At 41.8% G+C, this 16,155-nt stretch carries 14 protein-coding genes; 8 read left to right on the top strand and 6 right to left on the bottom strand.

The genetic code is table 11. The annotated features are described in order from the left end of the window. Positions 1 to 237 precede the first annotated feature (237 nt). From AC5SXE_RS09850 to AC5SXE_RS09885, 8 genes are all read left to right on the top strand, one after another. Positions 238 to 882: an L-fuculose-phosphate aldolase gene (locus AC5SXE_RS09850; RefSeq protein WP_303881680.1), complete on the top strand. Its 645-nt coding sequence runs from the start codon at positions 238 to 240 to the stop codon at positions 880 to 882. 10 nt (positions 883 to 892) lie between these two features. Beyond that, positions 893 to 1,921 (top strand): 2-hydroxyacid dehydrogenase, encoded by a 1,029-nt coding sequence (locus AC5SXE_RS09855; protein ID WP_493917315.1) that lies wholly within the window; start codon positions 893 to 895, stop codon positions 1,919 to 1,921. Between the two features lie 95 nt (positions 1,922 to 2,016). Then, positions 2,017 to 3,558: an FGGY-family carbohydrate kinase gene (locus AC5SXE_RS09860; RefSeq protein WP_303881682.1), complete on the top strand. Its 1,542-nt coding sequence runs from the start codon at positions 2,017 to 2,019 to the stop codon at positions 3,556 to 3,558. 499 nt (positions 3,559 to 4,057) lie between these two features. Beyond that, on the top strand, positions 4,058 to 4,762 hold the full coding sequence (gene cysE / locus AC5SXE_RS09865; protein WP_493917316.1) for a serine O-acetyltransferase: 705 nt from the start codon (positions 4,058 to 4,060) through the stop codon (positions 4,760 to 4,762). 2 nt (positions 4,763 to 4,764) lie between these two features. Beyond that, on the top strand, positions 4,765 to 5,679 hold the full coding sequence (gene cysK / locus AC5SXE_RS09870; protein ID WP_303883808.1) for a cysteine synthase A: 915 nt from the start codon (positions 4,765 to 4,767) through the stop codon (positions 5,677 to 5,679). Between the two features lie 205 nt (positions 5,680 to 5,884). Then, positions 5,885 to 7,198 carry a branched-chain amino acid transport system II carrier protein gene (brnQ, locus tag AC5SXE_RS09875; RefSeq protein WP_493917317.1) on the top strand — a complete coding sequence of 438 codons (1,314 nt, stop codon included), beginning with the start codon at positions 5,885 to 5,887 and terminating at the stop codon, positions 7,196 to 7,198. A gap of 218 nt (positions 7,199 to 7,416) precedes the next feature. Continuing rightward, positions 7,417 to 8,178 carry an IclR family transcriptional regulator gene (locus AC5SXE_RS09880; protein WP_493917318.1) on the top strand — a complete coding sequence of 254 codons (762 nt, stop codon included), beginning with the start codon at positions 7,417 to 7,419 and terminating at the stop codon, positions 8,176 to 8,178. A 25-nt stretch (positions 8,179 to 8,203) separates the two neighbouring features. Further along, positions 8,204 to 9,709, top strand: coding sequence for a UxaA family hydrolase (locus tag AC5SXE_RS09885; protein WP_493917319.1), 1,506 nt, complete (start codon positions 8,204 to 8,206; stop codon positions 9,707 to 9,709). Positions 9,710 to 9,836: 127 nt separating this feature from the next. Here AC5SXE_RS09885 and AC5SXE_RS09890 read toward each other — a convergent pair whose 3' ends face one another. The 6 genes from AC5SXE_RS09890 to AC5SXE_RS09915 form a co-directional block, all read right to left on the bottom strand. Continuing rightward, positions 9,837 to 10,868 carry a PfkB family carbohydrate kinase gene (locus tag AC5SXE_RS09890; RefSeq protein WP_493917320.1) on the bottom strand — a complete coding sequence of 344 codons (1,032 nt, stop codon included), beginning with the start codon at positions 10,866 to 10,868 and terminating at the stop codon, positions 9,837 to 9,839. A 17-nt stretch (positions 10,869 to 10,885) separates the two neighbouring features. After that, on the bottom strand, positions 10,886 to 11,524 hold the full coding sequence (locus AC5SXE_RS09895; RefSeq protein WP_310847291.1) for a bifunctional 4-hydroxy-2-oxoglutarate aldolase/2-dehydro-3-deoxy-phosphogluconate aldolase: 639 nt from the start codon (positions 11,522 to 11,524) through the stop codon (positions 10,886 to 10,888). A gap of 5 nt (positions 11,525 to 11,529) precedes the next feature. Continuing rightward, positions 11,530 to 13,074: a tagaturonate reductase gene (locus AC5SXE_RS09900; RefSeq protein WP_310847289.1), complete on the bottom strand. Its 1,545-nt coding sequence runs from the start codon at positions 13,072 to 13,074 to the stop codon at positions 11,530 to 11,532. Positions 13,075 to 13,097: 23 nt separating this feature from the next. Further along, positions 13,098 to 14,396 carry a TRAP transporter large permease gene (locus AC5SXE_RS09905; RefSeq protein ID WP_303884117.1) on the bottom strand — a complete coding sequence of 433 codons (1,299 nt, stop codon included), beginning with the start codon at positions 14,394 to 14,396 and terminating at the stop codon, positions 13,098 to 13,100. Further along, positions 14,396 to 14,881, bottom strand: a complete 486-nt coding sequence (locus AC5SXE_RS09910; RefSeq protein WP_303884119.1) for a TRAP transporter small permease — start codon at positions 14,879 to 14,881, stop codon at positions 14,396 to 14,398. Before AC5SXE_RS09910 ends, AC5SXE_RS09905 begins: the two co-directional genes overlap by 1 nt. Before the next feature lie 253 nt (positions 14,882 to 15,134). After that, positions 15,135 to 16,127, bottom strand: coding sequence for a TRAP transporter substrate-binding protein (locus AC5SXE_RS09915; RefSeq protein WP_303884121.1), 993 nt, complete (start codon positions 16,125 to 16,127; stop codon positions 15,135 to 15,137). Positions 16,128 to 16,155 lie beyond the last annotated feature (28 nt).

Raw genomic sequence — 16,155 nt, forward strand, 5'->3', positions numbered from 1 at the left:
TTTTAAGTTGGATATCACTTCAGGCCATGTAAAATTATAACGATTTTTAACTAGAAGGTCCAGTAAATTTATTTGTATACGTACAGCTCCATGATCCTCAGTTTGGACGGACGACAATTTTTAACATTATTGGCTTCACCGCCCTTCGTTTTGATCGCTTCTTAAGATGATACAATTAACATAATGTTATTGAGTTATAATGAATCGAAAAAGTAGATCAAAAAGGAGTGATGTTAATTGCTTCTAGAAAAGGAACGAGAGTTGGTTGTAGAGTATGGCAAGAAGCTCATAACGGCAGGACTTACCAGAGGTACTGGCGGGAACATCAGCGTTATAAACAAGAAAGAAAGTTTAATGGCCATTTCTCCTAGCGGTATGGATTATTTTGAAACCGAACCCGAAGATGTAGTGATAATGGATTTAGAAGGAGAGATCGTAGATGGTTTTAGAAAGCCATCCAGCGAATGGAGAATGCATTTAATCTTTTATCAAAAGAGAGAGGACGTTGGCGCCGTAGTTCATACGCATTCAATGTTCGCTACTACAATTGCCACCTTGCGCTGGGAAATACCTCCTGCTCATTATTTGATCGCCTATGCAGGAAAGAAAGTTCCCTGTGCGCCTTATGCCACCTTTGGTACGCAGGAAATAGCTGACGCAGCATATAATACGATGGGCAAAGTATATAACGCCGTTCTTTTAGCCAACCATGGGCTTATTGCGGTTGGACCGGATTTGCCTTCTGCCTTTGGGACTGCGGAGATAATAGAAATGGTCTCTGAAATTTACTATCGCACAAAGTGCGTAGGAGATCCGGTGCTACTTCCCGATGAAGAAATGGAACTCATGCTTGAAAAATTTAAGACCTATGGACAGAAATGAGTGACGAGAGATGAGATTTTTAGTTGTTGGCGATGGTTTCGTCAGAAGTTTTATTTTCGTTGATGTTTTAAAAAGATATTTTCCTGATGCTGATTTTATTGAACACGAAGTGCCCTGGCCGAACGAACCGTTTTACGATAGCGATGAAGTTAAAGAGTGTTCCGGCAATTCCGAGGATCTCATGCCACTCATAAAGGATGTGGATGTCCTCATAGTTGATACAGCACCTGTTACAGAAGCTTTATTAAAGGCTGCTCCGAAATTAAAAGTGGTCGCCTGTACGCGAGGCGGCCCCGTTAACGTGAATATAAAAGCTTGCTCATCCATGAAAATTCCAGTTTTCAATAGCCCCGGAAGGAACGAATCGGCCGTGGTCGAATTCACAGTTGGTGCAGCGCTTGCCCTGATGAAAAATATGGCTTTAGGGCACTATGAGTTGAAACGAGGCGTTTGGAGAGGAGACCTTTATCTTTATGACAAAGTTGGTCCCGAACTTTCGGACCTTACCGTGGGCATTGTAGGTTATGGCAAGATGGGACGGAATGTTGCAAGATTGTTTTCTTTATTTGGTTGTGAAGTTTTAGTCCACGATCCTTACGTGGACTCCTCGATCATTGAAGACGCTGGTTATAAAAGTGCAAGCCTTGATGACCTTTTGAAGACGGCAGATGTGGTAAGCTTGCATGTCAGGCTTTCTCCGGAGACGGAGAAGATGATGGATGAAAGTAGATTTAACTTGATGAAGCCATCTTCTTATTTCATCAACACGGCAAGGGGTGGAGTGGTGGATTATGATGCCCTTTACGAAGTTCTATTAAAAGGAAGAATAAAAGGGGCGGCGCTTGATGTCTTTGATCCGGAGCCGTTGCCTGCCGATCATCCTTTGACGAAACTGGATAACGTCCTTCTGACACCACATATAGCCGGTGCATCTAAAAGAAGCGCGATCAGAGGTGTGGAGACAGTTGCAGAAGCTCTTTTTGCCTACTTCAACACTGGAGAACTTAACAATTGTGTTAATAAAGAGGCATTTGCCTAAGTATGGGCATGCTACCTAACTAAAATCTTTAATGTCATTTAGAGGTCTTGCCCTATAAAGAAGGGGCAGCTTGTTGTCAGAGAGGAGGGATTGTAGTGGAAAAGTATTTGATAGGGATAGATGCGGGTACATCTATGGTCAAAAGCGTAGTTTTTGATGACGAGGGAAATGAGTTGGCCGTGGGTAGACAAAAGACAACCGTACTGAACCCAAGGCCAAATTGGGATGAACAAGATATGCTGGAGGTATGGGAAGCCGTTGTTATAACAGTCAATGAGGCTGTCGCAAAAAGTGGTGTGCCTGCCAAAGATATATGTGCCATAGGGGTAACCGGACAAGGTGACGGATGTTGGCTCATAGATGAAGAAGGTGAGCCGGTCCGTCCTGCAATTTTGTGGTCCGATGGAAGGGCAGGTGATCTCATAGCCAGATGGCAAGCCGAGGGCATTAGTGAAAATGCGTATAAAATTTTGGGATCCGCCCTTTTCCCGGGCGTACAGGCTGCCATCATAAAATGGCTCGACGAAAATGAGCCTGAAACTCTAGCAAAATCCCGCTGGGCTTTGTACTGTAAGGATTGGTTAAAGTATAAATTAACAGGAGAAATCACTACCGATGAGACAGATGGCTGCGTGCCACATTTTGATATCGCAAAACGTCAGTATTCCGAAGAGCTGTTAAAGATGTATGGAACTGTGAAGTATAGATATTTATTGCCTCCCGTCAAAACTCCCCTTGAAAATTACGCTCCTTTAACCGATGAAGCTGCATCCTTACTGGGATTGCCATCCGGCATTCCGGTAGTAGGTGGGCCCTTTGACGTCATAGCCACTGCAACGGGCGTTGGCGCTATACACCCTGGTGATGCCTGCTCCATAATTGGTACTACTTGTTTTAATGAGGTCGTCATGGACGGTCCTTATATAGAGCCATTGAATGTTGGATTTACAATGTGTCACGGATTCGCCGGGCTATGGGTTAGGGCCATGGGAGTAATGATGGGAACGCCTAACCTCGACTGGATTTTGGCACAAGTGGGCAGGACTTATGAGGAAGAGGCGGCAAAGAGAAATATGTCATTTTACGATGTGGTAGAAGAACACGTGAAAGGATTGGATATAGGGGCTGGAGGAATTATTTACCACCCCTATTTAAGCGCGAGTGGAGAAAGGGCTCCTTTTGTTAAGCCTACTGCAAGAGCTCAGTTTTTTGGCATTACCGCTACTCATAATAGGGACAATTTAGTCAGGGCTGTTTATGAAGGCGTAGGATTTGCAATGATGGATTGTTATCAATATATCCCCATAAAGATCAATCGTGTGCGAATATCCGGTGGTGGAGCTCAAAGCGCTTTCTGGTGTCAGCTTTTATCGGACATGACAGGCCTTCCTTTAGAGGTGCCTGAAGGTTCGGAGTTTGGTGCAAAAGGTACAGCTCTTGTTGCAGGGGTAGTTGTAGGCCTATATGAGAATATCGAGGAAGCTGTCAAAAAAACTGTGAGGTTGGAAAGGCAATATCAACCCGATATGGAAAAGACTAAAAGAGCCAGAGCTTTTTATACGCTGTATAGGCGTTTGTACGAACATGTTTGGGATGATTGGGATTTATTACAAGATATATTAATGCAACGATTCTAAGATTAATTTAGCACCCTAAATTGATTGTGAGTAAAAATGCGGCTCTGAAATCTTTAGTATAGGAATTTTGACATAAAAATATGATGGTGGTAAGAACCTACTTTCTTAATGGGTTTGGTTGGTTCTTACCACCGGATTTTTCCCCACACTGTTTGAAATAGAGCCTATTTGCACTTGACGCAAGGTTGGGTTCTAGGGTAAATTAAGAGCCAGAATTTGTGGGAGAGGAAAGTACAATGAAAAGCAAAAATTTATTTTTTGACGCTTGTTGTTGTCGGTGGATCGATTTGTGATCTACCGCGGCTTTTTGGCCGCGGCAATATATTGCCTGTGGCCGAAGCCAGAAATAAATTTCGATTGAGAAAATAGAAAATAAATGGAATTAGATTAATAGATAAAAAGAAAGTTTGTTTAAGAGGGCTTTCGCGCCACGGCGAAAGCCCTCTTAAATTTATTTAGGCAGAGATGAGCATGGCAAGTGGAAAAGGGAGGTATTGAAATGAGTAAAATATGGCAGACCACAAAATCAGATATTAAAGCTGTAAGAGAAAAGGACCCGGCTATACCTGAGGGATTGATAGGATTACTTGAAATAATTTTTTGCACTCCGGGATTTCAAGCCATCCTGGCGCATAGATTTATACATTTTTTACACACAAGACTCCGGATACCCTTTTTGCCTAGGTTTTTGGGGCAAATTGTTCGATGGTGGACCGGAATAGAGATTCATCCGGGCGCGCAGATCGGGAGAGGGGTATTTATAGACCATGGGATGGGTGTAGTAATAGGGGAAACTGCAATAGTGAAAGATAATGTCACCATGTATCATGGCGTTACTCTGGGAGGTACGGGAAAAGAGAAGGGAAAACGTCATCCTACGGTTGAAAAAGGGGCGTTCATTGGCGCCGGGTCTAAAATATTAGGTAATATAGTGATAGGCGAAAATGCAAAGGTTGGTGCCGGAAGTGTTGTATTAAAAGATGTCCCTTCAAACAGTACCGTTGTTGGCATTCCGGCCGTTGTAGTTAAGCATAACGGCATAAAAGTAAGGGATATTGTGAGGCATTATAGCCCCGATTCTCACACGGCAAATATCCTTTCAGTGAGCTTAAATGAGCTAGAAAAAAATTTGCAAGTCTTGAAGGAGGAAATTCGTAGCTTGGGAGAACAAGTTAATATACAAAGTAAACGGGAGGTTGCTTAAAGATGTCCGTTGACGAAGTTATATTAAATAAATTTATTGGTCGTACGCCTGGATTAAGGTTGCCCCATGAAAATGGAATTATATTTGCAAAACTCGAGGGCAACAATGTAGGGGGATCTATAAAGGATAGGGCAGTTTGGGGAATGCTCAAATATTTTGAGCAAACCGGAAGATTGAAAGAAAACACTACTATAGTTGAGCCAACCTCAGGTAACACAGGTATTGCTTTAGCAATGTTTGGTGCAGCGCTTAATATGCAGGTTATCCTTGTTATGCCAGAGTCAATGTCCCTTGAGAGAAGGGCAATTTTAGCAGCCTATGGAGCTAAACTTGAGCTTACCCCTGCGGCAGATGGCATGATCGGAGCTATAAAAAGGGCTGAACAAATTGTAAAAGAAATGCCAGGTGCTGTTATGTTAGATCAGTTTTCTAACCCAGGTAATCCGTGGGCTCACATGGCGACCACTGCTCCGGAAATACTTCTCGATATTAAAGGTCTAGAGATAGCGGCTTTCGTTGCTGGCGTAGGTACGGGAGGTACTTTAACGGGAGTAGGAAAAGTCCTAAAGAAAGTTTTTCCTAATATACAGATCGTTGCCGTTGAACCTGCCAAATCTTCAGTTTTGAGTAGGGGGCCTATCGGGCCTCATGCGATCCAGGGCATTGGGGCGGGTTTTATTCCCAAAAACTTAGATCTTTCTTTGGTAGATCAGGTTGTGAAAGTATCTGACGAAGACGCCATTGAAATGACGAGATATATGGCGCGGGAGAAAGGTTTGTTTTTGGGGATTTCAAGTGGTGCTAATTTATGGGCAGCCGGAGAGTTATTAAAAAGTTTGCAAGAAAATTCGATCGTAGTTACTGTGGCGCCTGACAGAGGAGATAAATATTTAAGCACTTCTGCCTACAAGTTATAGAAGTAATAAAAGCACGAGCAAAAGTATTTTGCGTCTCATTATTCAACTAACCTTTGTCCGATATCTGTAAAAAATTTAAATTCGAAATTTACTTGCACTTAAAACAAGGATTTGATATATTGAACACCGCATGCAAGTGTGTGCAATTCGTGCATTAAATTATGAGTTTGTGGCCAACATTCTTGTGAAGGGGGTTACCAGTTCAATGGAAGGAATTAAAATCAAAGATATGATCGTAACTGGATTTGCCTTATTTGCGATGTTTTTCGGAGCAGGCAATCTTATCTTTCCTCCTTACTTAGGGTCTTTATACGGCTCAAAGTGGATCGCTGCTATGTTGGGATTTGGAATAACTGGTATTGGCCTGCCCCTTTTAGGGGTCATAGTGATGTCTCGGTACGAGGGTTCCTTCGATAATTTTGCTGGCAAGGGAGGTAAACTTTTCAGCATATTGTTGGGGAGTTTAGTTGTTTTGTGCATTGGACCTCTTCTTGCTATACCGCGCACTGGCGCAACAACTTTTGAAGTTGCTGTAAAACCTTTTTTCCCAAACATGAATCCCTATATACCGATTATTGGCTTTTTTGTCCTAACTTTTTATTTTTCCATGAAACAGTCCTCCGTGATAGATGTTATAGGGAAACTGCTAACCCCTGGCTTGCTCGTCCTTTTAATTGCCATCATTATTGCTGGTATTGTAAACCCTATAGGCGCGCCGATGCCTCCTAAAGCCACTAATAGCGCTTTCGCCTCATGCTTCGTTGAAGGTTATCAAACGATGGATGCCCTTGCTGCTGTGATATTCGCTGGTGTCATAGTGCAAAGCATTAAGGCAAAGGGATATGGCAAGTCGTCCACTATCAAGATAACTATGATGTCGGGATTTATAGCTGCAGCAGGCCTGTTAGTTGTTTACGGCGGCTTGATGTATTTAGGAGCCACAGTATCTTTTATGTCACAAGACATTCCCAGGACGATGCTGCTCGTCAACATAGTGGCAGACATTGCTGGTGATGTTGGTTTAATTGCTCTAGGTATAGTGGTTGCATTAGCTTGTTTGACGACAGCTGTTGGTTTAACAGCAGCGACTGGAGAATTTTTCAGCAAATTGTCCAAGAACAGGGTTACCTACCTTCAAGTGGTGACAATATCTACACTATTTAGCGCCCTTTTTGCCGGGATTGGTGTCGATGGCATAATAAGGTTCGCTGTGCCTGTCTTAGTCGTTGTATATCCTATCGTTATAGTTTTAATGTTCATGAACTTGCTTTCTCCAGTATTTAACGATTCTTGTCGTTACGCCTATATGGCTGCCCTCGCGGGAACTTTACTGGTGAGCCTCTATGACGGCTTTTCTGCAATAGGTGTAACGTTCACATTGTGGGAAGACATTATCTCCCTAATACCATTAGTTGCAAACGGGTTTGGATGGTTGATGGCTGCTATTATAGGGTTTGGAATAGGTTTGGTTGTAGATAGAATAGCTTTAGCTATAAAAGGCTCTGCAAGCTGCGTGTAACGTTGTGTTGCCCTTGCAATCAAAGCATATAGGTTTGTTCATTGGTCGCGCCAGTTACTACTCTAAGGCTGGCGCGATAATAGTATTTAAGTTGCTGATTTTTTCTCAGAGTCTAGCGAGACATAGTTACTAGCACTCTTTATTTTTGATTAGTGTTGAAAATAATTTTATTTTGAGGTATTATTGTACGAAACAGTATCCCATGTGGAGGAATTAAGATGTCTGGTGTAGCCAAGATACGAGTTTTGGAACGAGCAGTAGATGTAATGAATAGTCTTGCAGAGATGGAGCAACCCTCTGGTTTGTCGGAAATAGTCGAAAGAACTTCTTTGCCGAAGACGACAGTTTTTCGAATACTGAATACGCTAGAGGAGCATTCGTTGGTCATGCGCTGCAATGGACAATATGCTATTGGCCCTGCTGTGCTTTTTTGGGCAAGCGCCTACAAAGTACAAAACGTATTATTAGAGGTAGCAAAACCTCACATGGTTGAACTTTGGGATTTTACTAGGGAAACAGTGCACCTTATTTTCTTCGATGGTGAAAATGCCTATTACATAGAGAAGCTGGATACACCGCACCCGGTCAGGATGCGTTCTCGCATTGGGGCACACTTGACACTCTACAGCACTGCGGCAGGCAAGGCAATTTCGTCTGCTTTGAGCCAGGAAGAGATTGATGCTTATTTAAATAAGGTAGCGTTAACGCGCAAAACGCCCAACACCATTGTGGATAAAGAAAAGCTAATGGCTGAGTTATCAAAAATTAGACAAGAGGGTTTTGCAAAGGATATACAGGAGAATGAAGAGGGGATATGTTGCGTGGGTGCCCCCATATTGCAAAATGGGAAACCAATTGGGGCGATAAGCGTTTCTGCTCCGGCTTATAGGTTTACTGAGGAAAAGATGCTTGAGGCCGGAAGAAAGGTTCAAGAAATTGTGGCAAAAGTTTCAGAAGCGTTGAGCAGGACACCTGTATAGTAAAAGTTCTGGAGGTCAAATAACCATGTCTTATTTATTGCGAATCACTTCTAAGGATAATGTTGGCGTTGCGCTAAAAGAGCTGCATAGAGGTAGTAGAGTTACTACCGAGGGCCAAGCTGCTATATTAATAAGGGATGAAATTCCCCTTGGTCACAAAGTAGCTCTTAGCGATATAAAATCGGGAGAAAAAGTAATAAAGTATGGCTTCCCGATCGGTAGTGCCATTAAAAATATCCAAGGTGGAGAACATGTTCATACCCATAATCTTAGTACCAACTTAGGTGATGTCGAGGAATATTCATATGAACCCAAAAACTACTTGTCTTGTAGCGATTCTTTCACGATTCCTTCCTTTAAGGGATTTAAGCGCACAAACGGTTCTATAGGTATAAGAAATGAAATATGGATAGTACCGACTGTAGGCTGTATTAATGAGATTGGCAAACTTATATTAGAGAAAGCTAAAAGGCTTCTCGAGGGAAGTCGATTAGTTGATTTACTTGAGGAAGGCAATGTAATGGCCCATCCTTTTGGTTGTTCTCAGCTTGGCGGTGATTTGGAACGAACTCAAAAAATACTTGCTGGTATAGTAAAACACCCTAATGCTGCTGGTGTTTTAGTCTTGGGATTGGGGTGTGAAAATAATACTCTTGAGTCTTTCGTCAAACACCTCGGAGATGTTGATAGAGAGCGAGTTCGTTTTCTTGTGGCACAAGAAGTGGATGATGAGGTGGAAGTGGGTGCCAAGATGATATGCGAGCTCGTTGAAAATGCATCTACGGATAAGAGAGAAGATGTCCCGCTTTCTTCTTTGGTCGTTGGATTGAAATGTGGCGGTTCTGATGCTTTTTCTGGCATAACAGCTAACCCGCTACTTGGGGCGTTCTCAGATTTTTTAGTGTGCGCCGGTGGAAGTTCTGTCCTGACGGAAGTGCCCGAGATGTTTGGGGCTGAGAGGCTTTTGATGGAAAGGGCGGAAAACGAGGAGATATTTCAAAAGATTGTTAATTTGATCAACGACTTTAAAGAATATTTTCTTTCCCATGAACAGCCGGTTTACGAAAATCCATCGCCTGGCAATAAAGCAGGAGGCATAACTACCCTAGAGGAAAAGTCTCTAGGTTGTGTGCAAAAAGGCGGCAGGGCGCCGGTTGTGGATGTGCTATTATACGGAGATCGGGTCAAAAAGAAAGGGTTGAGCCTGCTTGAAGGTCCGGGAAATGATCTTGTTTCCTCAACAGCACTTGGTGCCGCGGGATGTCATATGGTCCTTTTCTCTACCGGTCGGGGCACCCCTTATGGTACCTTTGTGCCTACAGTAAAAGTTTCAACCAATAGCGATCTATATCACAAAAAAGAGCGATGGATAGATTTTAATGCTGGTGCTCTTCTTGAAGGCGTCACGATCAAGGATCTACTAGATGAATTCTTTCAAAAGATAATAAGCATAGCCAACAAAGAAAAGACAAAAAGCGAAGAAAACGGTTTTAAGCAAATAGCCATTTGGAAGGGCGGAGTTACATTATAGGTAAATTGACATCCATGATATTTTTTCATAAATGTGTTTTTTTAAAAGATAACTCGATCAACAATATAAAAAATACAAATGTAAGATGATAACATAAAGCGGGAGAAATGTCATCTCCCGCTTTATGTTATCTCTGGACCCTTCCGCTTACATCTCCGCCCATCACACTAAAAACTTCCTCTTTGGAGACCCTATTAAAGTCCCCGGGGATTGTATGTTTCAAGGCAGATGCTGCTACTGCAAACTCCAAGGCATCTTTGGGCTCCTGGAAGTGTCTTAAACCGTAAATTAAGCCCGCGCCAAAGGAATCTCCTCCGCCTACCCTGTCGACTATGTCTGTTATCTGGTACTTACGGCTTACCAGGAAAGTGTCTTTAGTGGCTAAAATTGCAGACCAATTGTTGTGATCTGCGCTTATACTTTCGCGCAACGTCGTGGCGATGTAGCTAAGTTGTGGATATAGTTCAAATACTGTGTTTATGATGCCTTTGTAGCTTTCAGGATCAAGTGCGCCTTTAGTTACGTCAATATGAGCATCTATGCCTAAGGCTAGTTGGCAATCTTCTTCGTTAGCTATCATTACGTCAAGATATTTGGCCAATTCCCTCATTACCTCAGGAGCTTTCTTGCCCCACTTCCACAGTTTTTTCCTGTAGTTCAGATCACATGACACGGTTATGCCCATTTCTTTTGCTTTTTTGACGGCATCCATGGCTGCTAGGGCAGCTCCTTCCGAAATGGCCGGAGTGATGCCTGTTACATGAAACCAATCGGCATCTTTGAAAATGACATCCCAGTTGAGATCTTCGCGTTTGATTTCGGAAAAGGTAGAATGAGCACGGTCGTAAATCACTTGAGAGGGCCTAAAACATGAGCCCCTTTGTGAGTAATATATTCCTATCCTATCTCCTTTAAATATGATATGCGATGTATCTACTCCAAAGGAACGCAAAGTCATGACCGCAGCTTGCCCAATTGGATTGTTTGGCAGTGCCGTGACAAAGCTAACGCTTTCCCCGTAATTAGCCAAGGAAACGGCCACATTTGCTTCTGCTCCCCCAAAAGTGGCTTCTAAAACTGGACTTTGCAATAACACTTCGTGATCGGGAGGCGATAGACGAAGCATTATCTCACCGAAGGTAATTATGTTCTTTGTCATCTTTATCTCTCCTTACATTAGCGCTCTAAACTCGCAGCTTTTGCGACCAATTCTTTTGCTCTCTTTGTAACGGCTTCAAAGTCGCCTTTTTCTGTAGCAGGTTTGGTAAGAAAGCTACCTATGCCCACCGCCACTGCTCCTGCCCTGAACCATTCGTCCATATTCTCTAAGGTAACTCCACCAGTTGGTATCATTTTGAAATGTGGGAAAGGTCCTTTTAGGGCTTTTATAAAGTGTGGGCCTAGAACTTCACCAGGAAAGACCTTCAGCAATTGCGCACCAAGTTGCGTAGCCATAAAGGCCTCTGTTGCTGTGCCTATGCCCGGCATAGCAAGAACGTTATATCTGTGACAGGCTTCAATGACGTTTGGTGCCAAGCATGGCGAGACAACAAATTTAGCACCAGCCTTAATACAAGCTACAGCAGTTTCCGAATCGCAGACAGTCCCAGCTCCTATTAAAACATCTTGATCCGCCATGTTCTCTTGGAGGATTTCTATGGTATGTATTGCTTTGGGCACAGTCATGGTGACTTCAATGATCTTTATTCCCCCGTCGCGTATAGAGTTACACAATTTTAACCCTTCATCTGCACTTTTAGCTCTTACAACGGCTATTAGTTTTGCTGAAAAAATATATTTAACAACTTCGAGCAACTTTCTTATTCCTCCCCTCGTTTGGCGATATTTATTTCGTTTACGGTATTAATAGAGCCTTTCGTTAGAAGGTTGTGTAAATAAAGGGCAATTTTTTCTATCATTGCTGGCACTTTTAATAAAGCTTCGGCTTCGAGTTTTGGATGGGAGAGGGCTTTTTCTACAATGGTTCGGCATTGATCTAGGCTTGGAGCGGCATCAGGGATATCCCAAATGTTTTTCATATACTCAAGTATCTCGCGATCATCCCTGATGGGATATTCTTCTCCATTATCGCGCATGCCAAAGAAAGCTTTTCCGTCAGTTCTTGTGATTTTGTAAAATCTAAGATATCCGGCAATGGATAAAAGCAAGCGATTGGGCAGCTTCTCGCTCATGGAATAGAAATCAACAAGACTTGGTATCACACGAACGGCGAGCTTGCTTGTAGAATTCAACGTAATGTCCAACAATGCATGTTTGATGTAAGGATTTTTAAACCTTTCAAGCACTTCTTGTGCAAAGGCTAATATCTCAGAGTCATCACCGGGTATTGTGGGCACCACTTCGTCGAAAAGAAGGTCTGTTAAGTATTTGCCTATAATGGGGTGTTCGACCATTTCTTTGACGTAGTTTAATCCTGCCACATATGCCAAAGTTACAGTAGATGTGTGTCCTCCATTTAAGATACGAACCTTTCGTGTTCTGTATGGCGTAATGTCATCGGTGAAGATTACGTTGAGGCCTGCCTCGTTTAACGGGAAAATGTCTTTTACAAAGCTTGGTCCCTCTATGACCCATAAATGAAATAGCTCAGATACGACGAGGTTGTTGTCTTCGTATCCCAATCTCTTCGTTAGGTCTCCGATCTCATCCCTTGGATGTCCTGTGACAATCCTGTCAACTAAGGAGCAACAAAACGTACAATCTTTGTCTACCCAGTCGATAAAATCTTTCTCCAAACCAAAATTGTTGCATAGCTTTAATACACATTCCTTCAGTATGTCCCCATTGTGATCTATAAGCTCGCATGGGATAAACACCAACTTAGCCTTATCTTTGCCAAGGGCCTTAAAACGTTCGTAAAGAAGTCTGGTGACTTTGGCAGGGAAAGAGCGAGGCGGATTACTATCGAAGCGATCGTCAGGTGATATGGCAATTCCTGCTTCGGTTGTATTCGAGACGACGATTTTGATGGCGGGGTCTTTTGCTGCATCAAGAACCTTATCCCATTCGCCATAAGCCTTAAGGGCTTTATCAATGCTTCCTACGATCCTGATCTCCTCTTTTGGCTGACCTTTATACATTCCGCGTGCTATGTGAGTAAAAAGGCCATCAGAGGCATTAATTGCATCTGCTCTGCCCTCCGGAATCGGTTGAATTATTGTAACGCGACCTCCAAATACATTTTCGTTATTCGCTATTTGGATGAGTGAATCAACAAAGGCCCTCAAGAAATTTCCTTCACCGAATTGTAAAACCTTTACTGGTAAATCGAGTGTTTTTTCTTTAGGAAAAGTTATTTCTTTAGATAATATGTTTTTTAATGAATTACGCGTAAGTCTTTGCATTTTTAATCCTCCTAAAATGACTATTATCCCATTAGTAAGTTAGGAATAAACAAAGTTATAATGGGAATAAAAGTGACCAATAATAGAACGACAATCATTGCCAAATAAAAAGGAAGCATTGCCACAGTAGCTTTCTCTATGGAGATTTTTCCGATAGCACAACCAACAAATAAGGCTGAGCCTACTGGTGGAGTACAAAGCCCTATTCCTAAATTGAGCATCATCATAATCCCGAATTGCACGGGATCCATGCCTAAATTATTAACAACTATGGGATATAAAATAGGTGTTGTTATCAAGATAAGCGGAGCCATATCCATAATGCATCCCAATAAAATCAATAGCCCATTGATAAGCAATAACAACAGGATTGGATTTGTTGTAATATTTAAAAGAGAGGTGGTAACGAGAGCAGGAATTCTGAGGTATGCCAATAGCCATCCAAAAGCTTTTGCAGCAGCAATTAAACTCATGACCATTGCAAGAGTCCTTAAGGATGAGTAGAGTATCTTGTTCATTCGAGATAAGGGTATTTCCCTATAGACGAAAAAGGTAATTATAAAGGCATATACACAGGCTATAGCAGCCGATTCAGTAGCTGTGAAGATGCCTGAGATGACACCGCCAAGTATGATCACTGCAGTGAATATTCCAAATAAGGCGTCCTTGGTTATGAAAAGCGCTTCTTTGAAGGAGTATGACCTTTCCGTAGGATAATTGCGTTTAACAGCCATTATATAGCTCACAATCATCAATGCTATCCCTAGTGTTATCCCAGGGATGAAGCCTCCCAGAAATAAACGACCCACAGAAACCCCACCTGCGGCGAGAGAATATATGATCATATTGTGACTTGGTGGAATAATAATGCCTTGACATGCGCTTGTAACTGTGACTGCAACAGAATAGTCGGTGTCGTATCCCTGCTTTTTCATCATAGGTATGAGAATGGCACCTATGGAAGAAACATCGGCTACAGCGGACCCTGAGATTCCACCAAAGAACGTGCTGGCTAGTACATTAACGAGAGCCAATCCTCCTCGAAATCGTCCAACAATAACGTTAGCAAACTCGATTAAGCGCTGAGAAATCCCTCCCTCTCCCATAATCTCGCCTGCAATAATAAAAAAGGGTATTGCCATAAGCGAAAAAGAATTAACACCCTGCACCATTTGTTGAATGATTACCATGAGGGGTATTTTCAGGTACATGGCAGTAAAGATTGATGATGCTGCCAGTGCAAATGTTATTGGAATTCTTAGTATCAGCATAATCGCAAAAGAGCCGAGCAAAATCCATGTCGCTATTGTTGTACCAAGCATTAGTCATGACCTCCCAATGACTTGCTAAAGCTCAAAATCTCGATTAAACAATTAAGAATGATCAATATCCCCGATAGAATAAGGGGAAAATAAATGACAGATGCTGGTAAATTAGAAGCAGGAAGGATAGATCGAGAAGTTACATTTACCAGTTTTATTCCGTAATAAACCATAATATATCCAACAAATAAAATTATAATGTCCGATATTTTCTTAAGTAAGGGATCGAGCTTTTGAGCAATTTTTGAAGGTAATAGGTTCATATTTATATGTAGTTTAGCTTTAACACCATGTGCTAGAGCGATAAAAGTAAACCAGACAACCAAAACTAACGATATTTCTTCTGCCCAACGGATTCCGGAGTTAAGGACGTATCGCATAAAAACATTTAAGGATATTATTATAACCATTATAAGTAGTAAGGCTTTTGCAAGTATTATTAAGACATTATCAACAAAAGCAAACATTTTACCAATTTTATCCATTTGTTAATATTAGCCTCCAAACTTACGATCTCTTGTAAATAAACAAAGTCTTTAAAAATATCATGTCTTTGCGATGTATTAATTAACTAGAAATAATTGATATAATGTTTTTATTGGCAAATAAGTAGAATATATTAAAGCGTTCAAGTTTTTGTGCGATGATTGATTTCTGAGGAAACCTCCCTATTTAGAATAGCGAATAAGAGGTTTCCTCAGAGTTTGCATTTATTTGACTAAATAGCGTCGTTAATGCTTACTTGACATTTCTAATTTGATTTACTATTTCTTTTAATTCCGGGCTAAGTTCATCATACATTGGCTGAACTGCCTTTTGAAATTCTTCAAGTGTCTCAGAGGTTAATTCAGTATAAATGCTACCAGCCTGTCTTGTCTTCTCTTCTGATGATTTTTCAAATTCTTTCCAAAGCTTAATTTGGTAAGGCATAGCATCTTTGGCAGCTTGTCGTATAATTTCTTGGTCTTCTTTTGACAATTTATCCCAAGACAACTTGCTTGCGATTATTATTTCTGGGATTCGGCTGTGGCCATCAAGGGTGATGTATTTTGCTACTTCGTAATGGCTAGTAGAATAATAGCTTGGTAAGTTGTTTTCAGCACCATCTATTACACCTGTCTGTAATGCACTGTAGACTTCACCAAAAGGCATTGGTGTTGGAACAGCGCCAAGACATGATACTAGGTTTGTCATTAATTTGCTTTCTTGGACGCGAATCTTCAGGCCCTTTAAATCCGACACTGTCTTAATTTCCCTTCTTGAATTGTAAAAGTGCCTGGCACCTCCGTCAAACCATCCCAAACCGACAAAGTTAAATTCCTCCAAAGAATTTAAGAAGCTCTCCCCGATGGGTCCATTAATTACTTTCCACATATGTTCGTCATCTCTGTATAGATAAGGCATCTGAAGTGCTATTAAATTTGGGACAAACGCGGAAAGAGGGGATATACTTGTACGGTTAAAGTCGATAGCTCCAAACTGAACTGCTTCTAAGGCGGCTTTTTCTTCTCCGAGTTGCGCGCTCGGATAAACTTCGATCTTTATTCTTCCACCAGTCCTTTCCTCAACTAGACGCGCAAATTCGTAGTCGCCTTTTGTTGTAGGATAATCAGGGGCGTGAGTTTCTGCAAGACGCAATACAATTTGTTTTTGGGCTAGCGCAGGAGTGCTAAAAGAGAATATAAAACTTACTAGAGCCAGTACAGCACAAAAAACAACACACTTCTTCATTGTAATCCCTCCCATTACTATTTTTAAC

Source organism: Acetomicrobium sp., from assembly GCF_059026225.1.